Source organism: Methylacidimicrobium cyclopophantes, from assembly GCF_902143385.2.
GTDB classification, from domain to species: Bacteria; Verrucomicrobiota; Verrucomicrobiia; order Methylacidiphilales; family Methylacidiphilaceae; genus Methylacidimicrobium; species Methylacidimicrobium cyclopophantes.
In genome coordinates this window covers 1-21452 of sequence record NZ_CABFUZ020000112.1, presented here as the reverse complement: position 1 = coordinate 21452, position 21452 = coordinate 1, and the positions used below count along the sequence as shown (strand labels likewise).

The window sequence follows — 21452 nt, the reverse complement described above, 5'->3', positions numbered from 1 at the left end:
CACCGCCGCGATCAGGGCGGCGGAAAAGCCGGTCACCGTCCAGTTCGCCTTTCCGGCTTGGTGTAGGCTGAGCAGCGTGTAGAAGGCAAAAACGGGAAAAAAGAGCCAGGCGAGGAAGAGGGAGGGCGCGGTCGGCGAGCGATCCCGGAATCCGCATCCCGCCGCCCAAACCAAGCCGAGGAAGACGAGCGGAGAGAAGGCGATCGCCTGCTCCGTCAGAAACTTTTCGATCTCATTCGGTTCGATGGTGAAGGGCTCCTGCAGCCCCCCTCGGTGGAGGAGGTGGGCGACGGTGACCCCTCCGTGAGCGGCATTCCAAGCCAAGAAGGGCACGAAACCCAGGGCGGCACAGCCGAGGAGGAGGAGAAAGCGGCTCGAAAAGAGATGCGATCGGGTCGCCCGTTTGTGCCAGAGAAAGAGCGTGAAGGAGAGAAGCTCGAACGCATTCACGAACTTCGCCGCGAAGCCGACGGCCACCGCAAGGCCGGCGGCGGTCCACCTCCAGAAGGCGGGATGTTCGAGGCCGTCCCAAAAAAATGCGGCCGCCAAGAGCCAAAAAAAGACGGACGGAGAGTCGATGGTCATCAGGACCGAGCCCACCGCGAAGAGGGGGATCGCCGCGGCGACGGCGGCCGACGCTACCCCGCACCAAGGAGCGAAGAGCCGCTGGCCGAGCCGATAAAAGAGCCAGCCGGTTCCCACCGACAGAACGACGCTGGGAAAGCGGACAGCCAAGACGGAGTCGCCGAAAAGTGCGCTGCCTAGCCCGATCAGCCAGGCCACGACCGGCCCCTTGGTGACATAGAAGAGGGCTGGATGTTTCGACCAGAGCCAGTATTGGGCCTCATCGGGGAGGAGATCGAGCGTGAGCGCATAGCGTAAACGGAAAAAGGCTACGGCCAGGAGACCGGCGGCCACTGCCCAATCCAGCCGGCTGCCGGGAAAGAGGAGAGGGGGGAGGGCGGAGATCCTTCGCGCCTCCCGTGAATCGAGGCCCACGTTCGCTCCTACTCGGCTTCCGTCCCTCTTCGAGGGCCCGATCGCGCGAGCGTCGAGGAGGAAGAGAGGAAGAACATGGGGATTGGACCGGTGGGATGGCTCAATCGTTCCGGATGAGGAGACGAACGATCTCCTCGCCTTCTCTCCCGGGATAACAGCGGGAAGGCAACCATTCGGCTTCGAGGAGGAAGTCGGAAGTGAAAAAAGAGTCGAGCTCGTGGGGCGCGAAGCAATAGGGAGGCGGATCGGACGGGCCGGTCTCGAGGAAGAAAACGCCGAGAAACTTCCCGCCGGCCTTCAAGGCACGCCGAGCCGAGCGGACGTAATCTTGCCGCCTCTGCGGAGGGATTGCGCAGAAGCAGGTGTGTTCCCAAATCAGATCGAACGCTTCCGTGAACTTCTCCGGCAACGCCAGGAAGTCGACTGTTTCATATTCGACCCGAGGGCCTCCGCTGCGGCTTTGCGCTTCGGCAACGGCGGCCGGGGAGAAGTCGATCCCCACAACCTCCCAGCCGTGGTCGGCGAGGAGACGGGCATCATAACCATATCCGCAGCCTGGGACGAGGGCACGGCCTCGCTTCGGAATCCGCCAGAGAGCCTCTTCGAGAGCGGGCGAGGGCATGCCTCGATTCCAAGGGGCGTCGCCCCGCCGATATCGGCTCTCCCAGTAATCGGGATTATCCAAGGGCGCTGCCGGCATAAGATGGTCGGAACTCCTCCACGGGCTCCTTCGAGCCGGCGGAAAGGAAGAGCCTCAGCCCGTCGGTCGAGCCTAGCAGGGCCTCGCAAGCGCGCTCCGGATGCGGCATGAGGCCGATCACATTCCCCTCCTCGTTGGAAATACCGGCGACGTTCCCCAAAGATCCGTTGGGATTGGCCTCGCCCGTGACCTCGCCTCGGGCGTTACAGTAACGCAGGAGAATCAAACCGGATCTCTCGAGCCGGTCGAATGTTGCCGGGTCGGCGTAATAACAGCCTTGCCCGTGAGCGATCGGCATCCGGACCGCTTCTCCCAACGAGAAGCCTCGGGTGAAGAGGGTGCGGTTGTTTTCGACGCGCAAGGTCGCCGGCTGGCAATGGAAGAGCCCATCCGCATTCGGGAGCAGAGCTCCCGGGAGCAGACGTGCCTCGCAGAGAATCTGGAAGCCGTTGCAGATTCCAAGCACAGGCAGGCCGGAGCGGGCCGCCCGCCCGACCGCCGCCATGATCGGCGACAAGGCGGCGATCGCTCCGGAACGAAGATAGTCACCGTAGGAAAACCCTCCCGGAAGGACCACCGCGTCGACGGGCGGAAGAATCCGCTCCTCATGCCAAATCGCGACGGCCTCGTGGCCGAGCACCCTTCGCAGGACGAAGAGACAGTCCCGATCGCAATTCGATCCGGGGAAGACGACGACGCCCCATCTCATGGGAGACCCTCGATGTGGAGCTCGTACTCCTCGACGACGGGGTTTGCCAGAAAATCTCGAGCGATCGTTTCCAACCGGGAACGGATCTCCGCGGGATCGCCCTCTCCGGGAATCTCGAGCTCGATCTCCTTGCCAACGCGCACTCTTTCCACGCCGCTCAGGCCGAAGTGCCCCAGCGCATGGCGCACCGCCTCTCCTTGCGGATCGAAAACGGTCCGCTTCGGCAGAATCGAGACGCGAGCACGGATCATTGCCACCGCAATCTACGGTTCCGGTGGCTGTAAGCCAACTCTTTTGAAGGTGTCGCCGATATGGCGGCAGTAGCTTTCCAAGGAGCATACCCGCTCCACTTCTTCGGGGGAGAGAAGACGGGCGATCTGCGGCGTCTGACGAAGGTAGGTGGGAAACGGCTCTGTCCCCCGCCAGCATTTCATTGCGGCCTCCTGGACCAGCTCATAAGCCTCCTTGCGCGCCAGGCCCTTGCGAACCAGGGCGAGAAGAATGCCTTCGGAAGCATAGAGACCCTTGGAGCGGGCCAGGTTGGCCGCCATTCGATCGGGGTAGACCGATTGGTCGGCGACGAGACGATCCAGCAGGACCAACATGTAATCGAGGAGCGTCGTGGCGTCGGGGAAGATCATCCGCTCAGCGGACGAGTGGGAGATGTCGCGCTCATGCCAGAGAGGCACATTCTCCATGGCGGCGAGCGAATAGCCACGCAAGAGGCGGGCAAGACCGCAAAGCCGTTCCGAAAGGATCGGATTCCTCTTGTGCGGCATCGCGCTGCTCCCTTTTTGTCCCGGAGCGAAAGGTTCCTCGACCTCCAAAACCTCGGTCCTCTGCAGATGCCGAAACTCGACCGCCCATCGTTCGATGCTGCAACCGATCAGCGCGAGCGTCGTGGTCAAATGTGCATGCCGGTCGCGCTGGATGATCTGGTTGGAAGCGGGAGCGGGGGTAAGCCCGAGCTTTTGGCAGACTTCCTCTTCTACCACGGGGTCGAGGTGGGCATAGGTGCCGACGGCCCCGGAAAGCTTCCCGACCGAAATCTGCTCCCGGGCGGCGAGAAGTCGGTCGATGGCGCGGCCGAATTCGTCATACATCAAGGCGAGTTTGAGGCCATAGGTGATCGGCTCCGCATGGACGCCGTGCGTTCGTCCGATCATCGGAACGAAAGCATGGCGGCGGGCTTGCTCCCCGATGGTGATCCGCAGGGAAAGCAGGTCTTGATGCAGGAGATCGCAAGCCTCGCGAAGCTGGAGAGCGAGTGCCGTGTCGAGGACATCCGAGGAGGTAAGACCATGGTGCAGCCAGCGTCCTGCCTCTCCCGCATGGGAAGCGATCTCTTCGAGAAAGGCGAGGATCTCGTGTTGGGTCCGCTCCTCCCTCTTGTGGATCTCCGCCGCAGAAAAGCCCACTCGCTCGCGGATCAGGACCGCCTCTTCGGGCGGGACGCGACCGAGGCGGGCCATCGCTTCGACGGCGAGAAGCTCGATTTCCAACCAGAGTTTCAGGCGGCGCTCCTCGCGCCAGACGGCCCGCATGGGCTCCCGACTATATCGTGCCAGCATCCCTACTCCCGTACGAACTTCCCCGGGAAAAAACAAGAGGAGTTCGTCTCAGCGGAGACTGGCAATGCCCAGGAGGCCAGCGCGGTGTAGCGGCTCCCCTCGGGCGAGCTCTCCGAGCAGACGAGCGCCATCTCCCGGACCGGCCAGTCGATCGGTCGGGGCAAGTGATGGAGCACGACCGGCCGTCTGCGCCCGACTCCGGATCGGCGCGGAAGGAGTACGCGCCGCGCCAGAGTGATATGAGGGGAGAAGGGGCGCCGCTCCCCGGCGAAGAGCCCGAGGGCGATCAAGCCTGCTTGCAGCTCCTCGACGAGATCTTCCAGGGATCGGGAGGCCGCAGCCGGGGCGAGCCAGAGGAGACCCTCCTTCCCGGCGGGCTGGAAGACCAGCCGGTCGAGGCGGAGGACGACCCCGGGCAGCCGCGGGCGCTCCACCAGAGAAAAGAGTGGGCCGAGCTGCCCCTCTTCTACCGACGGAAGAAAGAGGAGGGTGAGATGGATCCTTTCGCGTGCGATCCAGCGGCCGGAAAGAATCTCGCGGAAATCCCGCGCGGCCTCCAGGAAGAGGATCTGCTCCTCCGGGGAAGGCCAGAGAGCAAAGAAGAGGCGCATCGTTCCTTGCATCTTCTCGATGGTTCCCGGCTGACTCGCTCCTTGCTCCGCGACGAAGAAAGAAAAAACGAGCTTCCCCAAAAGTCCTCTTCCTCGTAGGGTGAGGGAGCGGAGCATAGCATGAACCTCGAATACCTCCCAGTCCTCATGCAACTGGCGATCGCCGTGGTCGTCGCCGTTTCCATGCTCGGAGGGGCGATCCTGATCGGCCAGAGAGGACGGCGGACCCCCGCCAAGGATATCCCCTACGAATGCGGCAAGGATCCGATCGGACCGGCGAATCCCCGCTTTTCGGTCAAGTTCTACATGGTGGCGATGCTTTTCATCCTCTTCGACATCGAAACCGTCTTCTTTTTCGCCTGGGCCGTCGTCTACCGTCACGAGCTGGCGAACGGGCCCCAAATCCTTTTTGCCATGCTCTTCTTCTTAGCCGTCCTGGGCGTCGGGCTCGTTTACGAGCTGCGCAAAAAGGCGCTCGACTGGACGCGGCACGGATGAGGGTCGCAACGACTCCTTCGCTTTCGCTTCGGCCTGCCTGGATGGGGGCGATTCCTAGGGTAAGGGCGCTGCCGGTTCCCGCCCGGAGCCCGTAGGCGATCCCCATTTCGAGGCTCTTCCTCGCGTGAGCGAGGCAGACGCAAGCGCCGCCGGAGAAGGGAATCCCGAAGAGGGCGGGAACGGCTCGGCCGAATCCCTGCGAGAGCTTCGAGCAGCTCGCGCCCGCCCCGTCGCGGAGGATGGCGCCGGCCGGAAGCCGCCAACCGGGGCATTGGTCTAGGAAAAGGCTCTCTTTACGGCCGGACGGCGGGAATCTTCTGGAGATCCTCGGGCAGCCGATCCGGAGGGAATACCTCGATGGGCAGCCGGAGAAGAGAAAAGAAGGGCACTCCGAAATCGATCGGCTCCGGGCTGCGGTCGACCAGGCAGGCAATCCCGGCGATCCGTCCCCCTGCACGCCGAGCGGCTGCCATGACCTCACGGACCGCTCCTCCGGTCGTCACGACGTCTTCTGCCACGAGCAGCGATTCGTCCGGAGAGATCGTGAACCTTCCCAGAAACAACCGGCTGCCTTCCTTTTCGGTATAGATGTGCCTCCGGTCGAGGTGGCGAGCCAGCTCCTGACCGACCGGGATCCCTCCCAAGGCCGCGGAGAGGACGGTGGAGAAGGAGAGAGGCCGAACCCGTTCCGCAAGGGCTCCGCAGACCCTCGAGGCGAGTCGAGCATGCTGGAGGAGAAGGGCGCACTGGAGAAACTGGCGACTGTGCAGCCCGGAGCGGAGGAGGAAGTGTCCTTCCAGGAGCGCGCCCGTGGCGCGCAGTTCTTCTAGGAGATTCACGGCCGTCACCGACGAGCGATCGCCTCGATTTCGATCCGGCTTCCTCGGGGGAGCCGCGAAACCTCGACGACGGAGCGCGCGGGCCTCGGCTCCGGAAAGAAGCGAGCGTAGACCCCGTTCATCGCAGGAAAGTCGTCGAGATCGGCCAGGAAAACGGATGTCTTGACGACGTGAGCCAAGGTCAACCCCTCGGCCGCGAGAACGGATTCCAGGTTCCGGATCGCTTGCTCGGTCTGCTGCTCGATTCCTTGGGGAATCGATCCCCCGTCCGGACCGAGCGGGAGCTGTCCGGAAACGAAGCAGAGTTCTCCTGCGGCGATTCCGGGAGAGTAGGGGCCGATCGGAGCGGGAAATCCGGAGGGAAAGAGGGCTTTCTTGGAACTCATTCGGAGTATTGACGCTCACGCTCCTTCCTTTGACAAGCAATTGATGCTTGCGCCGGAAGTCTCCCTGCGGCCAGATTGCGGCTTGCGGGAGGGATCTATGGGGGGGATGACTGCGCAAAAGCTTGGACAGGATGCGTTGATCTTCTTTTCGACCATCAATCCCGTGGCGGCCTTGGGATTTTACCTCCACTTCACCTCCGGATTTTCCGAACCGGAGAGGGCGTTGGTCGCCCGGCGGGCGGTTTTTTACGCCGCCCTCGTCTTGGTTGGATCGATCGTCTTCGGCCAATTGCTGTTGGAGGCCATGCATGTGCGCTTGGCTTCGCTTCAGGTGGCGGGAGGAATCGTCCTTTTTCTCTTCGCCCTCAAGATGATCTTTGCGCACCATGAGGAGCCGAAGGGGACCCGGGGCCAGGATCCGTCGATTTCCCCCTTGGCGATGCCGGTGATCGCCAGCCCGGAAGCGATCCTGGCCGCCGTTCTGCTTACCGACAACGCCGTCTATCCGATCTCGGTCCAAGCGATCGATACCCTCCTCTTGCTCGCCGTCCTGTTGCTCACCTACCTGGTCTTCTTGGCGGCTCCCCGTATCTCCCAGCTGCTGGGAGGGGGAGGGATCGCCCTTCTTGTCCAAATCACCGGCCTGATTCTCGCCGCTCTTTCCGTGGAGATTGTGGCGCAAGGAATCGGCTCCCTCGTCTCGGTGCCCATTAACCACGGCTCCACGGAAATTCACCTGCCGAAATGGTAAGCTCCGCCTCCCGCGAAGGGCGGCCCTCGGACTCGGATCCCAGCCACGGCTACGGCTTCGTCCCGCTCTGGGGGGAGCACGGCGGGTATCTCGTGGGAGAGGAGCCAGAGGAGATCATTCGCGGCGATCTGCCGGAATGGAGGCGCTTGCGGGCGGCGTATCTCGAGAATGCGGGGCCCGGAGGGCCCCCTCCGCCGGGCGGGCTGATGGGCACCGTCTCCTTCGAAGGAGCGTTTCGCTTCGGAATTTACCGCCGATGGCACGGAAGCGTCGCTCCTTGGCGGGAAGAATCGTGGCAAAAGAGGCGGTCCGAGGCGCGGCCTCGGCCTAGGCATCTGCCGCCCGCTTCCTTTCGAACCGGGCGGGAGGAGTTCGTCTCCATGGTCCGGGAGGCGCAAGAGTACATCCGATCCGGAGACATCTATGTGGTGAACTTGGCCCGCCGGCTCCTCTGGCAGCTTTCCGCCGATCCCTTTCTGCTCTGGGAATGTCTTCTCGGGCGGGATCGACCGCCGGGAAGCGGGTTTCTCCGGACCGAGAGCGGCTGGCTCCTTTCCGCTTCGCCCGAGCTTTTCCTTCGGATCTCGGGGGAGCAGATCGAAACGCGCCCGATCAAGGGGACCATCCCTCGATCCGAAGGCGCAGAGGCCGATTCGCTGATCCGGTTGCAGGCGAATCCGAAGGAGCGGGCGGAGCTCTTGATGGTCACCGATGTCGAGAGGAACGATCTTGGGCAGATTTGCCGGTTCGGAACGATTCGCGTGGACCGCTTCGCAGCGGCGACGCGCCATGCCCATCTGTGGCATCTCTTCTCTTCGGTCAAAGGCATTCTCCGACCGGAAATCGATCCCGTCACCGCCCTCTTCGCCTGCTTGCCCGGAGGATCGATTACAGGAGCACCCAAGCGGCGGGCCGCGGAGATCCTCTCGCTCCTGGAGCCCGAACCTCGGGGTCTCTATACCGGGGTGTTCGGCTACATCTCCTTTTCGGGGGAAGCCGCCTTCACGATGACGATCCGTTCCCTGGAGATGGCTGCCGAAACGGTTTCGCTTTCCGTCGGCAGCGGAATTACCATTGATTCGAATCCCGAGGCGGAATACGAGGAGACTTGCCTGAAGGCGAAAGCTTGGGAAGAAGCGCTTCGCTCGTATACGGGGGGCTAGAGGGCGGTGGAGCGCGGGGAGGCGGCCGCCGGAGTGCGGAAATGGGGATAGCGAGACAGAAGAGTCCGGCGGGTTCGGTGCCGACGGTGACCGCGGGAGAATTTTTCGCCCAGCACGAAGCGGCGCTCCAGGGAAAGCTCGTCGCCGGACATGCGGGACTCGGGCGAACGATCCGGGAGGGGTCGATCAACCGGCCGGGACTCCAGCTTTCGGGCTATTTGAAGAACTTCGCTTGGCAACGAGTCCAGATCATCGGCGCCGGGGAAACCTCCTACTTGAATAGCCTGCCCCCCGAGGAGGCGCGACGGAGGGTGCGGGCGATCTTTCTGCGCAACATCCCCTGTCTGATCGTCTCTCGTGGGATCGTGCCCCCCGACTTTCTGGTGGAGGAAGCGGAGGCGACCGGCACCCCGCTCTTCAGCTCCAAACTGCACACGATGCGGCTGATCAACACGGTTACGATTTGCCTCGAGATGGATTTCGCCCCTCGAGTGAATGAGCAGGGGAGCATGGTCGACATCCAGGGCATCGGCGTGCTGCTCAAGGGGGCGAGCGGGGTCGGCAAGAGCGAATGCGTTCTCTCTCTTGTCGCTCGCGGCTATTCGCTGGTCGCCGACGATATCACGACCATCTTTTGTCTGGAAGGGCGGGAACTGGTGGCCCGAGCGCCCGACATCAGCCGCTTTTACATGGAGGTCCGGGGCATCGGGATTATCGACGTGACGAGCCTCTTCGGCTTGCGGGCGATTCGTCTCGAAAAGCGAGTCGATCTCGTCGCCACCTTGCGGGAGTGTGCTCCGGGCGAGGAAATCGAGCGGGTCGGGCTCGATCAGGCAGAGTGCGAGATCTTGAATATCCGCGTTCCGCATGTCATCATTCCCATTCGGCCCGGGAGAGATTTGGCCACTCTCGTCGAGGTGGCGGCCTTGGATCAAAAGCTACGGGCGATGGGACACAATGCCGCCCAGGAGTTTAACAACAAGCTGACCAAGCTCACCAAGAAGCGATAGCGAGTCCCATGGAACAACCATCCGGCGAGAATCGGGGAAAAGAGAAGGGAGCCGCCGTTGGAGAAGCCGAGGCGGAGGTCGTGATTCGGAACAAGCTTGGTCTTCATGCGCGCCCGGCGGCCATGTTCGTCAAGGTCGCCAACCGCTTTTCCTCGAATATCCAGGTCGAAAAAGAGGGGGAGGTCGTGAACGGGAAGAGCATCATGGGGATCATGATCCTCGCCGCAAACCAGGGATCCCGCTTGAAGGTCTCCGCGAAAGGACCGGACGCGGCGGCGGCGGTGGATGCGTTGCGCGATCTCGTCGAGAGAAATTTCGACCAGGAGGGCTAGTCTTTTCGCCCGATCCGCTCTTCCGTCCGCCGGAGGAGTTCGTCGCGCGCGTTGCGGCGACGCGCTTCTCTCCGCGGCCGCGTAATCCTTTCCGGCCTCGAGGGATGCTTTTTATGAGCGAGAAGGAGGAAGAGCGCTTTGCCGGCACGGCCGCCGCACCGGGTATCGGGATCGGGCCCGTCCTCATCGTTCGCGGCGATCACGAATTTGTCCGACGACGTCCCATCAATCTTTCCCAAATTCCGGAAGAACTCGAGAGGCTCGAAGCGGCCTTGCTGAAGACTCGGGAGGAGCTCTTGCAGGCCAAGGCCGAGCTCATCCGTTCCTGGTCCCAGGCGAGTGATTCCCTGTTTGATGCCCATCTGCTGGCCGTCGAGGATCCTACGATCCTCGAGGCGGTGAAAAAACGGCTCGAGTCGGAAAGGATCTGCGTGGATGCGGCCTACCAGGACGTGATCCGCTCCTTCGTCGAGCAGATGCAGCGGGTCGACGATACCTACCTCCGGGAAAGGGCGCTCGACGTACGGGATGTCGGGAAGCGGGTACTCCGGAACTTGCGGGGGGGCGAGAAGGTGGGCTACGCCCTCGACAAGCCCTGCGTGATCGTGGCGGACGTCCTTCTGCTCTCCGATCTGGTCTCTCTGGATCGTCACCTCCTCTTGGGGCTGGTGACCGAGGAGGGGAGTGCGACCTGCCATGCGGCGATCCTGGCTCAATCCTTGAACATCCCGGCGGTGGTCGGCGTCCACGGCGTCCTGGATCGAATCGAGGAGGAGGCGGAAGTCTTGGTAGACGGTTTTTCCGGGGTCGTGATACTCCGGCCCTCCGAGCAGCGAAAAGCCGAAGCGGAAGCCAATCGAGTCCGCTACATCGCCCAGATTCGGGAGGCCCGGGAAAAGCGGGGACCCGCCGTCACGACCGACGGCCAGCAGATGCGGATCTCCGCCAATGTGGAGCTTCCGGAGGATCTGCCCCTCATTCGGGAAAACGGAGCCGACGGGGTCGGCCTCTATCGGACCGAATTTCTCTTCCTCCGCTCCGAGAGCGGGCCTTCGGAAGACGAGCAGCTGGCGGTCTACCGCGAGGCCGCGGAGTGGGCGAAACCCCATCGGCTCGTGATTCGAACGCTCGACGTGGGCGGGGATAAGCTCCTGCCGTGGCTGTCGATGAGGCCCGCGGAAAAAAACCCTTTTCTGGGTTTTCGGGGGATCCGCCTTTCGCTCGAAAGAGAGGGGATCTTCCGGACACAGCTCCGAGCGATCGTCCGCGCTTCGGATCAGGGGAACGTGGCCGTCATGTTTCCGATGGTGACCGACGTGAGCGAATTTCGTCGCGCGCGAGAGCTGCTCGGGCGGGTTCGAGCGGAGCTCGAAGCGGAAGGGCATCGGCTTGAAGAGGTTCCCTGCGGGGTCATGATCGAAACTCCGGCTGCGGCGCTCATGGCCGATCTGCTCGCCCGGGAGGCGGACTTTTTCAGCATCGGCACCAACGATCTAGTGCAATATACGCTCGCCATCGATCGGCTCGACGACCGCGTTTCCTCTCTCTATCCGGCTCCCCACACCGCGGTTCTTCGGCTGATCCAAGGGGTTGTCCGGGATGCGAAGAAGCAGGGGAGATCTGTGAGCGTCTGCGGCGAAATGGCGAGCAACTTGGCGCTGCTGCCTTTTTTTGTTGCGCTCGGCGTGGAAGAGCTAAGTATGGGCTCCATTCTGATTCCTCGGGTGAAGACCGCCATCCGACGCATCTGCGCCTCGGAAGCCCGTGAGAGGGTCGAAGCCGCCCTTTCCCGGAAGGAGGTCCCCGAAGTGCTGGAGGCCTTAAACCGACTGGCGGAGCGGTTTTATCCCGAACTGCTCTCGCAGTAGAAGGGGAGGACGATGCGCGTATTGATTCTTGCGGCGGGCTATGCCACCCGGCTGTATCCGCTCACTCTGCATCAACCGAAGCCTCTGCTCTCCGTCGGGGGTCGGCCGATCCTCGAGCAGATCCTCGACCGGGTTTGCACCTTGGAAGAGCCGATCGAATGCATCATCGTCACGAACCACCGATTTGCGGAACAGTTTGCCGCTTGGGAAAAGCGCTATCGCGACAGCCGGCCGAAGCTCGATCTGAAGATCCTCGACGATGGATCGACTTCGGAAGCCGATCGCCTGGGCGCGATCGGCGATCTTGCTTTCGTAGTCGAACGGGAGCGGATTTCCGACGAGCTCCTCGTGATCGCCGGAGACAACCTCTTCGACGCCTCGCTCGGAGATTTCGTCGCTTATGCGCGGAAGCTTGGCAAGACCGTCGTCGGAATCTACGACGTGGGCGATTTGGAGGCGATCCGTCGATACAACAACATCCGGCTCGATGGAGAGGGCCGGGTCGTCTTTTTCGAGGAAAAGCCGCAGAAGCCCGAGGGGACCCTGACGGCGATCGCCCTTTACTACTTCCCCGCCGAGGCTTTGGCCCGCCTCCGCCAATATTTGGCCGAAGGCGAGAGCCGGGACCAACCCGGCCGATTCATCGAATGGCTCTGCCGGCGCCAGCCGGTCTTTACGTGGCGGCTGCCGGGGAAATGGTTCGACATCGGCGACTTCCAGATGCTCGAGACGGCAAATCGTGCCTTTACAAAGGGTTAGGGGGCGAATGGCGGAGGATTCGGGAAAGGGCTGGCGACGCGCTGCGCTGCTCTGCTACGAAGGGTTTCGTTACCAGATTCACGAAAGACGCCTCTCCGTGGCGTTTTCCTTTCGCCTCGATGATTCCTTGACTTTCCGGCCCCGCGCCTCCTTTCCGGTAGCGCCTCCTCTTCCTTCCAAGGAGGCATTGGATCTGCTGGTCTTTTCCCTTGGCTTGATCGAGCTGGTGAGCTACTGGAAGGCGGCCTGCCCTCCGCGGATTCGCGTCGAGGCGGGGAGCCTCGCACCCGAGCAGATCGCCTGGTGGAAGCGGCTCTATTTCCGGGGACTGGGCGAGTTCTTTTATCGCAACGGGATTGCTGCCGATGAAGCGGAGTTCGTGGAGATGCGGGCTGCGGAGGGTCGCCCCTTCCCCTCGTTTCGTGGGCGCGACTCCACCGGAGCTCTCGTGCCGGTGGGCGGCGGAAAGGATTCGTTCGTAACGCTCGAGCTGCTGCGCGGCCGGGAAGGGGTCACGCCCTTTCTGCTCAACTCGTCCCGGGAGCAGAAGGAAACCGTGGCTCTCTTCGGTTTCCCTGCTTCGAATACGGCCCTGGTGCGGCGAACGATCGATCCGTCGCTCCTCGAGCTCAACCGGAGAGGCTATTGGAATGGGCATACGCCATTTTCCGCCCTCTTGGCCTTCGCGGCTTTCCTGGCCGCCGTGACCCTCGGCAAACGGTGGATCGTGCTCTCCAACGAGGCGAGCGCCGACGAGCCGACCGTTTTAGGGAGCCAGATCAATCACCAATATTCGAAGAGCTTTGCTTTCGAGCGCGATTTCGCCGACTACGCGGCACGCTGGTTGACTCCGAGCGTGGGCTACTTCAGCCTCCTGCGTCCATGGAACGAACTGCAGATCGCCGAGAGGTTCGTCCGTATCCCCGGCGCGCTCGACCGGTTCCGAAGCTGCAGCTCTCCCGGGAGAAGCTGGTGCGGCCGTTGTGCGAAATGTCTTTTTGTCTCCTTGATCCTCTCGCCGTTCGTGGAGAAGCGGAGGCTCGACGCGCTTTTCGGCCGGGATCTGTTGGAGGACTCCTCGCTTGCGCCCCTCTTCTTCTCGCTTTTGGGCGGAGAGAGGGCCAAGCCGTTCGCTTGCGTGGGAACCACCGCCGAGTCTCGGGCGGCGGCTGCCGCCCTCGCGCGACGGCCCAATCCTCCCCTCTTGGTCCGCCTGGCGCGGGAGCGGGGTCTCCTCCCCGGGAGCGCCGGCCCTTCGATCGAGGATCTGCTGACCTCCTGGAATTCCGGGCACGGCGTCCCGCCCGATTTCCTGCCGCTGCTCGCCACCCCCCGGTCGATCGCCCTTTCCGCATGAGCCGCAGCCAAGATCTCTTTGCATTCCTCACCGGCAAACGGATCCTCGTCTGGGGCCTGGGCCGGGAGGGAAGATCGACCCTCGATCTCCTGCGCCGTTTCCTGCCCGGGCAGCCGTTGGTAGTTGCGGATCGGAGCCCGGCGGCGCTGGAGGCGGCCGATCTCGCCGCGCTCCCCGCAGAGCGGGTCTCGGAGGAGGAGGCGCTGCGACGGCTTCCGGAATTCGACCTCGTCCTCAAAGCTCCCGGCATCCCGACGCGCCATCTAGCCCTTGACGGCCAGGCGGTCAAGATTACCGGCCAAGCCGATCTCTTCCTCCGCTTTGCGCCCTGTCCGGTCGTCGGCGTAACGGGGACCAAGGGGAAGAGCACGACCGCATCCCTCTTGGCGCACATCTGCCGCTGCGCGGGGCGGAAGACCTTCCTCGTCGGCAACATCGGGATTCCGCCGTTTTCCGTTTTGGGCGATCTCGAGCCCGAATCGGTGGTGATTTGCGAGCTTTCCTCCTATCAACTCGAATTCGCACGCAGCTCCCCCCCCATCGCCCTCTGGACCAATCTCTACCCTGAGCACCTCAACTTCCATGGGAGCTTTGCCGCCTACGCGCGCGCCAAGAGCGGGGTAGCTCGCTGGCAGTCGGCGGAGGATCTGCTGATCTTCTCCGGCGACGATCGGGCCGTTGCGGATCTTCTCGAGGAAGACGGGGGATTGGGCAGGCGCATTCCCTATCACGGGCCGGCGGATCTTCCGGCGATCGACTTTTCCCGATTTCGGCCGCTGGGCTGGCACAATCGGAAGAATGCGGTGGCCGCGCTCCTGGCCGCGAAAGGCTTGGGGATCCCGTTTTCGGCGATGCAGGAGGCGATCGACACCTTTTCTCCGCTTCCCCACCGGTTGGAGCCGGCGGGCGTCGTTCGCGGAATTTCGTTTTACAACGATTCGATCTCGACCGTCCCCGAGTCGGCTCTCGTCGCCCTTTCGGCCCTTCCCGACGCCCGGACGCTGATCGTGGGCGGACAAGACCGAGGAGTGCCTCTCGAAGGCTTCGCCCGCTCCCTGGCACGCTCCCCCTCGTTGCGGACGATCATCCTCCTTCCGGAGACCGGTGTGCGCCTCGGCGCTCTTCTCCGGTCGGCCGATCCGCCGTTCGGAGGGACTCTGCTTTTCGTGGAGACGTTGGAAGCCGCGGTTCGCGCGGCTCTCGCCGAAACCCCGGAGGGAAGCTGTTGCCTCTTTTCTCCGGCCGCGCCCAGCTACAACGCCTTTCGCAACTTCGAAGAGCGCGGAACCCATTTTCGGGAGCTGATTCGTCGGGCCGAAGCAAAGCCGTGAGAAAGCGGTGAGGCGGTGGCTGCGGAAAGGCGGAGCGGACGCTGAGCCGCTACGATGGGCAGGCAGGGATTCGAACCCTGAACCAAGTGCTTAAAAGGCACCTGCTCTGCCGTTGAGCTACCTGCCCACGCGTAAGCTAGCGAAGCCGAAAGAGCCCTCCAAGTGAAAAGAGCGCCCGGTTTCCTCGATCGCGAGGAGGGAAAGTCGCTTTGCGCAAGAGCGGGAAGCGCGTAGGCTAGGAAACCTTCTCACCATGAACAACCAACAAACTCAGGGAACGCTGCTTGCCGATTGTCAGAACCAGCGGGATCACCGCCGCATCCGGATCGACCGGGTCGGCGTCAAGGGACTTCGCCATCCGATCGAGGTTCGGGACCGGAGCTTTGCGACACAGTCCACGGTCGCGACGATGAGCCTGCTGGTGGATTTGCCCCACCATTTCAAGGGGACGCATATGAGCCGCTTCGTCGAGGTGCTGAACGCGCACGGACGGCTGATCCACGTCAAGAACCTCTTCTCCATAGTCCACGCGCTCCAAAAGCGCCTCGATGCCGAGGTGGCGCACCTGGTCATGGAATTCCCCTATTTTCTCGAAAAAGAGGCGCCCGCGACCGGGGCCGTGGGGTTGGTCGATTACCAAGTGCGGTTCGAGGCCGCCGCTTGTGGCGCGCAGACCGACTTCGTGATGACGGTCGTCGTCCCCGTGACGACCCTCTGCCCTTGCTCCAAGGCGATCAGCGATCGCGGGGCCCACAACCAGCGGGGCTACGTGACTGCGGCGATCCGCTCAGGAGAGCCGGTTTGGATCGAAGAGGTGATCGAAGTGGTGGAGGGCTCGGCGAGCAGCCCCATCTACTCGCTCCTCAAGCGCCCCGACGAAAAGTTCGTCACCGAACATGCCTACGATCATCCGGTCTTCGTGGAGGACCTGGTGCGCAATGTCGCCGTCCGCTTGAACGAGCGGCCGGAGATACTCTGGTATCGGGTCGAAGCCGAGAATATGGAGAGCATCCACAATCATGCGGCCTATGCTCTTGTCGAGAAGCATCCCGGGGCCAACGGCAGCTAGGAAGCGGGAGAGCCTTCTCCTCGTCTTTGGAGATCTCGACTCGGCGGACGGTTGCAAATGGCCGCGGATCGGTTAGGATCTCCTCGAAAGCGCGGGGAGCCGGAAACGGCTGAGAGGCGATTTCTCGAATCGGCATCGTCCGGGAAGAACCCGGCTACGGAAGCTGCTCAGGGAATCGCGACCCGAAGAACCTGATCCGGGTAATGCCGGCGGAGGGAGGGGATCGGCCTTTTATAGCCGCCGCTGCAGGATTCGGTTCGCGGCCCGCGGGGGAGAAATACTATGGCAGCGAATCGTCAGCGGTCGGAACGATCGCCTCTTCTCAATCGGGAAACGCTCCTTTCTTATTTTCCGCAATCGCAGCGCGTCTACGTCTGCGGAACGAACCCCGGGGTGCGAGTCCCGTTCCGGGAAGTACGGCAGGAAGCGACTCGTCTGGCGGACGGGGGTCGGGAGAGCAATCCGAACGTCCGTTTCTACGACACCTCGGGGCCCTACACCGATCCGGCGGTCCCCTTGGAGCCGGGGAAAGGGCTGCCCGCCATCCGCCTCCCGTGGATCGAGGCTCGCGGCGACAGCGAGCCCTACTTCGGGCGCGCGGCGCAGCCGATCGACGACGGCTACCTTTCGTGGAATCACAAGGAGAAGGCCGAGAAGCGTAACGGGGCCTCCGGCGGGGCGCTTTCCCTTCCCCTGTCCCGGCAGCCTCGGCGAGCGAAGCGGGATGCCGTCACGCAACTGGCCTATGCGCGGCGGGGGATCGTGACGCCCGAGATGGAGTTCGTCGCGATCCGAGAGAATCTTGGCCGGGAAGACCGAGTCCCCGAGCGGAGCGATCGGGAGGCGCTCTCCTTCCAACTTCCCGGGGCCCCGCTGGGCGCGCGGATCCCGGAGCGGATCACTCCCGAGTTCGTCCGGGACGAGATCGCGGCCGGGCGGGCGATCCTGCCCGCCAACATCAATCATCCCGAGAGCGAGCCCATGATCCTCGGCCGAAATTTTCGGGTGAAGATCAACGCGAACATCGGCAATTCCGCGATCGGCTCCTCGGTCGAGGAAGAGGTCGAGAAGCTCGTTTGGGCGATTCTGTGGGGAGCGGATACGGTCATGGACCTTTCGACCGGAAAGGACATCCACCGGATTCGAGAGTGGATTCTCCGTTCGAGTCCGGTACCCATCGGCACGGTGCCGATCTACCAGGCCCTCGAAAAGGTGGGTGGGAGACCCGAGGAGCTCTCTTGGGAGGTCTATCGCGATACGCTGATCGAACAGGCGGAGCAGGGGGTAGACTACTTCACGATCCATGCGGGCGTTCTTCTCCGCTACGTGCCGCTCACCGCCCGCCGCCGCTGCGGCATCGTCAGCAGGGGAGGCTCGATCTTGGCGAAATGGTGTTTGGCTCATCATGAGGAGAATTTTCTCTACACCCATTTCGAGGAGATCTGCTCCATTCTTCGGGCGTACGATGTCAGCATCTCGCTCGGAGACGGGTTGCGGCCGGGAGCCATCGCCGATGCCAACGACGAGGCGCAGCTCGCCGAGCTCAGGACCCTGGGAGAGTTGACCCAGATCGCCTGGAAGCACGATGTGCAGGTAATGATCGAAGGGCCGGGCCACATCCCCCTCCAGCTCATCCAGGAGAATATGGATCTGGAGTTGCGCCACTGCTGGGAAGCGCCGTTTTATACGCTCGGGCCGCTCACTACCGACGTCGCCCCCGGCTACGACCATATCACGAGCGCGATCGGCGCGGCCCTGATCGGGTGGCAGGGATGCGCGATGCTCTGCTACGTCACGCCGAAGGAGCATTTGGGGTTGCCGGCGCGCGAGGATGTCCGAGCGGGAGTCGTGGCCTACAAGATCGCTGCGCACGCGGCCGATTTGGCCAAAGGGTTTCCGGGGGTTCAGGAGTGGGACAACGCGTTGAGCAAGGCGCGGTTCGAATTCCGGTGGAACGATCAGTTTGCCCTTTCCTTGGACCCGACCATGGCCCGCTCCCTTCACGACGAGGCCTTGCCGCAAGAAGCCGCGAAGAGCGCCCACTTTTGCTCGATGTGCGGACCCCACTTTTGCTCGATGAAGATCACGGAGGAGGTCCGCAACTTTGCGCGGGAACAGAAGATCTCTCCGGAAGACGCGTTGACGCAAGGCCTGGAGCAGAAGGCGAAGGAGTTTCGAAAGGGCGGGGCCGCCATCTACCCTTGAGCGTGCCTCGAGGCCCGGAGAGCGCGCGGAATGATATTGAACGCGGCTCTGCCCGGCGCTACCTTCCCTTCAGAAAATTCGAGATCGGAGGGAAGCGCGTGGAGACGGAAGCTCTCCGCGTCCGCCGCCCTCGCCGCCATGACAACCCTGCCCGCACGCACCGATCGCACTTTGGCGATGGACGGAGCGTCGCTGGCCTACAGCGGCGCTCTCCTCGAGGAATACTACGCACGCTGGGTGCAAGACCCCGCTTCGGTCGATTCGAGCTGGTCGGCTCTCTTCGAGAGCTGGACTCGAAGCGGAGGTCCGCAGCCTGGCCGCAGGGAAGGTGCTGTTTTTTCACCCCAACGGCCGGAAGTCGGTTTTTTGATCAAGCAGCGAGGGGTCTACGAGTTGATCTATGCCTATCGGACGCTCGGCCACTTCGTGGCCGATCTCGATCCGCTTGGTTTCAATCGATTTACCTTTGACGAGCTGGAGCTCGAGCGGTTCGGCCTCGGAGAAGAGGACTTGGAAAGCGAGTTCGATTCGGCCTCGCTCGCCGGCGGCGGAACCCGGCCGCTCCGGAAGATCCTCGAAATCCTTCGCGAGAGCTTTTGCGGCACTCTCGCCGTCGAGTTCATGCACATGCACGCCTTTGCCCAGAGGCGTTGGATCGCTGAGCGGCTGGAGGGAACCTCCATTCCCAAGACCTTCTCGGGAGAAGAGAGGCGCAGAATCCTCCAGGCGATTCTCCGGGCCGAAGAGTTCGAGTCCTTTCTCCACACCCGGTACGTGGGACAAAAGCGCTTTTCCTTGGAAGGCAACGAGACGCTGATCCCGATGCTCGATGCGCTCGTCGAGGCTTGCCCCGCGCATGGAGTGGACCGCATCGTGATGGGGATGGCCCATCGCGGGAGGCTCAACGTCCTCGCCAACGTGCTCCAGCAGGATTTCAAGACGATTTTCGACGAGTTTTCGGAAAACTATTTTCCGGAAGGGGTGCTGGGGGACGGCGATGTCCGCTACCATCTGGGTTTCGAAGCGGTGCGCAAGACCTCCTCGGGTGCGGTCGTCACCATCGGGCTCGCCCCCAATCCAAGCCATCTGGAACTGGTCGATCCCGTGGTGGAGGGAAAGGCGCGGGCATGGGAGCGGAGACTGGGGGACACGGCGGAACGCCGGAAGGTTCTTCCGCTCTTGATTCACGGGGACGCCTCCTTCATGGGGCAGGGGATCGTCCAGGAGACCTTGAATCTTTCTCAGCTTCAGGGATATCGGACGGGGGGCACGGTTCATATCGTGATCAACAACCAGATCGGCTTTACGACCTTGCCCCAAGACGCCCGATCGACTCATCATTGCACGGGAATCGCCCGGATGTTGGGAATCCCGATTTTCCACGTCAACGGCGACGATCCGCTGGCGGCCGTTTACGCAATCCGGCTGGCTCTCGAATACCGGCAACTCTTTCAGCGGGACACGGTCGTCGATCTCTTCGGCTATCGGCGCCATGGGCATAACGAAGGGGACGAGCCGAGCTTTACGCAGCCCACACTCTATCAGGCGATCGCAGCGCACCCGAAAGTCAGCGAAGTCTTCCTCGATCGCCTCGTCGCTTCCGGAGAAATGAGCCGGGAAGAGGCTCAGGCCTATCGGAAGGCATTCGTGGAGCAGCTTGCGGCGGATATGGCGGAATCCAAGCAGTGGGCGACTCGGGCGAAGCCCAAGCTGCGCGAGCGGCTGTCGTGTCCGCGGCTCCTCGAACCGGTCCGCACTGCGGTGGAAACCGGCGAGCTTCTGGCCGTGGGGCGGGCGATCACCCAGGAGCCCGCGGGCATTTCGCTCAATCCCAAGATCGCGCGAATGCTCCAGGATCGTCGGACCGCCTTGGAGCAGAAGGGCCCCATTCTCTGGCCGTTCGCGGAAGCGCTGGCCTTCGGCTCGCTTCTCAAGGAAGGGGTCCCGGTCCGCCTCTCCGGCCAGGATAGCCGCCGCGGCACCTTCAGCCAGAGACATGGGGTTCTCTTCGACGTCCATTCGCGGGCGAGCTATGTCCCGCTCGCTCACGTGAGCCCCGAGCAAGCGCTCTTCTGCATCTACAACAGCCCTCTGTCCGAAAACGCCGTGCTCGGTTTCGATTTCGGCTACTCGCTCGACTATCCCGAAGCGCTCATCCTTTGGGAGGCCCAGTATGGCGATTTTGCCAACGGCGCCCAAGCGATCATCGATCATTATCTTGCGAGCTCCGAATCGAAGTGGGGGACCGTTTGCAATCTGGTGATGCTGCTTCCCCACGGATACGAGGGCCAGGGCCCCGAGCACTCCACCGCGCGCATCGAAAGATTTCTCCAGCTCTGCGCCGAGGACAACATGGTCGTCGCGCAATGCTCGACGCCGGCGAACTACTTTCACATTCTGCGCCGGCAGGCCCTTCGCGGCTTCGTGAAACCGCTGGTTCTCTTCACCCCGAAGAGCCTTTTGCGCGACCCGCGTTGTTCTTCCCCGCTTTCCGATTTCTCCGAGGGCGGCTTCGAGGAGATTCTTCCCGATCCGCTGCGCCCGGAAGGGGCGCGCCGCGTTCTTCTCTGCTCCGGCAAGATCTATTACGATCTCGCCGCCTATCGGGAGAAACTCGGAGAGAAGACGACCGCCATCCTTCGGGTGGAGCAGTTTTATCCCCTGCACGAGGAAAAGCTCTCTCGGCTGCTCTCTGCGCATCCGGCGGAAGAGGTGCTCTGGTGTCAAGAGGAGCCGGAGAACATGGGCGGTTGGCACTTCATGGAAAGAAGGCTGCGGGCGCTTCTCGGGCGGGAGATCCGCTACGTCGGACGGGAAGCTTCGGCGAGCACTGCGGCGGGCAGCCTGGGGGTGCACCGTCTCGAGCAGGAGTGGATCTGCCGGCAGGCGCTGGAAAATCGATAGGAAGGAAATGGCGAGCGAGGTGAAAATGCCCTTTCTGGGCGAATCGATTCGGAGCGGGGTCCTCGGGAGGTGGCTCAAGTCCGAGGGCGATCCCGTCGAGCCGGGAGATGCCCTCGGAGAGATCGAAACCGAAAAGATCACTTCGGAGGTTTACGCGGAGGTTCCCGGTTCCTTTACGCCCCTTGTGGAACCTGGGACCCAGGTCGAAGTCGGACAGGTAATCGCTCGGATCGAGGAGCGCCCGGGCGTCGGGACGGAGGGAGGCTCGACCGCTCCCGCTCGGGATACGCGGCCATCGCCCTCCGCGGCGGCGGGTCCGGTCCCCGCGGAAGCGCACGATCGGGCCGCGGAAGGGGACGGGAAGGAAGAGGCGGCGGCATCCCCCGGCCC

21 protein-coding genes, 1 tRNA gene and 1 pseudogene are annotated in these 21452 nt (G+C 63.0%); 13 read left to right on the top strand and 10 right to left on the bottom strand.

From position 1 onward, the window contains the following. From FN369_RS04995 to thpR, 6 genes are all read right to left on the bottom strand, one after another. Window positions 1-999 (bottom strand): ArnT family glycosyltransferase (locus tag FN369_RS04995; protein WP_142525092.1); only part of this gene is annotated, 999 nt, incomplete at its 3' end. 100 nt (window positions 1000-1099) lie between these two features. Further along, a complete protein-coding gene (locus tag FN369_RS04990; protein WP_142525091.1) occupies window positions 1100-1699 on the bottom strand; it encodes a class I SAM-dependent methyltransferase in 600 nt (199 codons plus the stop codon). Further along, the gene (gene purQ, locus FN369_RS04985) at window positions 1677-2408 is read right to left on the bottom strand and encodes a phosphoribosylformylglycinamidine synthase subunit PurQ (RefSeq protein WP_142525090.1); all 732 of its coding nucleotides are present in this window, start codon (window positions 2406-2408) and stop codon (window positions 1677-1679) included. The genes FN369_RS04990 and purQ overlap by 23 nt, the downstream gene beginning before the upstream one ends. Continuing rightward, on the bottom strand, window positions 2405-2659 hold the full coding sequence (gene purS, locus FN369_RS04980) for a phosphoribosylformylglycinamidine synthase subunit PurS (RefSeq protein ID WP_142525089.1): 255 nt from the start codon (window positions 2657-2659) through the stop codon (window positions 2405-2407). The genes purQ and purS overlap by 4 nt, the downstream gene beginning before the upstream one ends. A gap of 12 nt (window positions 2660-2671) precedes the next feature. Next, window positions 2672-3979: an adenylosuccinate lyase gene (gene purB / locus FN369_RS04975; RefSeq protein ID WP_142525088.1), complete on the bottom strand. Its 1308-nt coding sequence runs from the start codon at window positions 3977-3979 to the stop codon at window positions 2672-2674. Window positions 3980-3981: 2 nt separating this feature from the next. Further along, window positions 3982-4707, bottom strand: coding sequence for an RNA 2',3'-cyclic phosphodiesterase (thpR, locus tag FN369_RS04970; protein ID WP_142525087.1), 726 nt, complete (start codon window positions 4705-4707; stop codon window positions 3982-3984). A 3-nt stretch (window positions 4708-4710) separates the two neighbouring features. Here thpR and FN369_RS04965 point away from each other — a divergent pair, with 3 nt between their 5' ends. Next, the gene (locus tag FN369_RS04965; RefSeq protein ID WP_142525086.1) at window positions 4711-5088 is read left to right on the top strand and encodes an NADH-quinone oxidoreductase subunit A; all 378 of its coding nucleotides are present in this window, start codon (window positions 4711-4713) and stop codon (window positions 5086-5088) included. 67 nt (window positions 5089-5155) lie between these two features. Here FN369_RS04965 and FN369_RS11550 read toward each other — a convergent pair. From FN369_RS11550 to FN369_RS04950, 3 genes and pseudogenes are all read right to left on the bottom strand, one after another. Beyond that, window positions 5156-5413 (bottom strand): annotated as a pseudogene (locus FN369_RS11550) (DMT family transporter); the annotation flags it as partial. Next, a complete protein-coding gene (gene pyrE, locus FN369_RS04955; protein WP_246189562.1) occupies window positions 5382-5936 on the bottom strand; it encodes an orotate phosphoribosyltransferase in 555 nt (184 codons plus the stop codon). The gene pyrE and the pseudogene FN369_RS11550, both read right to left, overlap by 32 nt. After that, a complete protein-coding gene (locus FN369_RS04950) occupies window positions 5933-6313 on the bottom strand; it encodes a RidA family protein (RefSeq protein ID WP_142525085.1) in 381 nt (126 codons plus the stop codon). The genes pyrE and FN369_RS04950 overlap by 4 nt, the downstream gene beginning before the upstream one ends. A 106-nt stretch (window positions 6314-6419) precedes the next feature. On the opposite strand from FN369_RS04950, the gene FN369_RS04945 reads away from it, so the two are divergent. From FN369_RS04945 to murD, 8 genes are all read left to right on the top strand, one after another. After that, the gene (locus FN369_RS04945) at window positions 6420-7064 is read left to right on the top strand and encodes a MarC family protein (protein WP_178087686.1); all 645 of its coding nucleotides are present in this window, start codon (window positions 6420-6422) and stop codon (window positions 7062-7064) included. Then, window positions 7058-8227 (top strand): anthranilate synthase component I family protein, encoded by a 1170-nt coding sequence (locus tag FN369_RS04940; RefSeq protein WP_142525083.1) that lies wholly within the window; start codon window positions 7058-7060, stop codon window positions 8225-8227. The genes FN369_RS04945 and FN369_RS04940 overlap by 7 nt, the downstream gene beginning before the upstream one ends. A 41-nt stretch (window positions 8228-8268) precedes the next feature. Beyond that, window positions 8269-9237 (top strand): HPr(Ser) kinase/phosphatase, encoded by a 969-nt coding sequence (gene hprK / locus FN369_RS04935; protein WP_178087685.1) that lies wholly within the window; start codon window positions 8269-8271, stop codon window positions 9235-9237. A gap of 8 nt (window positions 9238-9245) precedes the next feature. Next, window positions 9246-9569: an HPr family phosphocarrier protein gene (locus tag FN369_RS04930; RefSeq protein WP_246189561.1), complete on the top strand. Its 324-nt coding sequence runs from the start codon at window positions 9246-9248 to the stop codon at window positions 9567-9569. 113 nt (window positions 9570-9682) lie between these two features. Next, entirely contained in the window at window positions 9683-11437 is a 1755-nt protein-coding gene (gene ptsP, locus FN369_RS04925; protein ID WP_178087684.1) for a phosphoenolpyruvate--protein phosphotransferase, read from the top strand. A 12-nt stretch (window positions 11438-11449) separates the two neighbouring features. Beyond that, complete coding sequence (locus FN369_RS04920; RefSeq protein WP_246189560.1) at window positions 11450-12196, top strand: nucleotidyltransferase family protein; 747 nt, start codon at window positions 11450-11452, stop codon at window positions 12194-12196. 7 nt (window positions 12197-12203) lie between these two features. Continuing rightward, on the top strand, window positions 12204-13553 hold the full coding sequence (locus tag FN369_RS11100; RefSeq protein WP_178087683.1) for a MurL-like N-terminal domain-containing: 1350 nt from the start codon (window positions 12204-12206) through the stop codon (window positions 13551-13553). Next, the gene (gene murD / locus FN369_RS04910; protein WP_178087682.1) at window positions 13550-14884 is read left to right on the top strand and encodes a UDP-N-acetylmuramoyl-L-alanine--D-glutamate ligase; all 1335 of its coding nucleotides are present in this window, start codon (window positions 13550-13552) and stop codon (window positions 14882-14884) included. The genes FN369_RS11100 and murD overlap by 4 nt, the downstream gene beginning before the upstream one ends. A 55-nt stretch (window positions 14885-14939) precedes the next feature. On the opposite strand, the gene FN369_RS04905 is transcribed toward murD, so the two are convergent. Further along, window positions 14940-15011 (bottom strand) — tRNA-Lys (locus FN369_RS04905). A 126-nt stretch (window positions 15012-15137) separates the two neighbouring features. Between FN369_RS04905 and folE2 the strand changes: the two genes are divergently transcribed. The 4 genes from folE2 to FN369_RS04885 form a co-directional block, all read left to right on the top strand. Then, window positions 15138-15953 (top strand): GTP cyclohydrolase FolE2, encoded by an 816-nt coding sequence (gene folE2, locus FN369_RS04900; RefSeq protein ID WP_142525079.1) that lies wholly within the window; start codon window positions 15138-15140, stop codon window positions 15951-15953. Between the two features lie 282 nt (window positions 15954-16235). Beyond that, a complete protein-coding gene (gene thiC / locus FN369_RS04895) occupies window positions 16236-18158 on the top strand; it encodes a phosphomethylpyrimidine synthase ThiC (protein WP_142525078.1) in 1923 nt (640 codons plus the stop codon). A gap of 138 nt (window positions 18159-18296) precedes the next feature. After that, complete coding sequence (locus FN369_RS04890; RefSeq protein WP_342799709.1) at window positions 18297-21062, top strand: 2-oxoglutarate dehydrogenase E1 component; 2766 nt, start codon at window positions 18297-18299, stop codon at window positions 21060-21062. Between the two features lie 25 nt (window positions 21063-21087). Continuing rightward, window positions 21088-21452: biotin/lipoyl-containing protein (locus FN369_RS04885; protein ID WP_342799710.1), on the top strand; the 365-nt coding region annotated here is incomplete at its 3' end.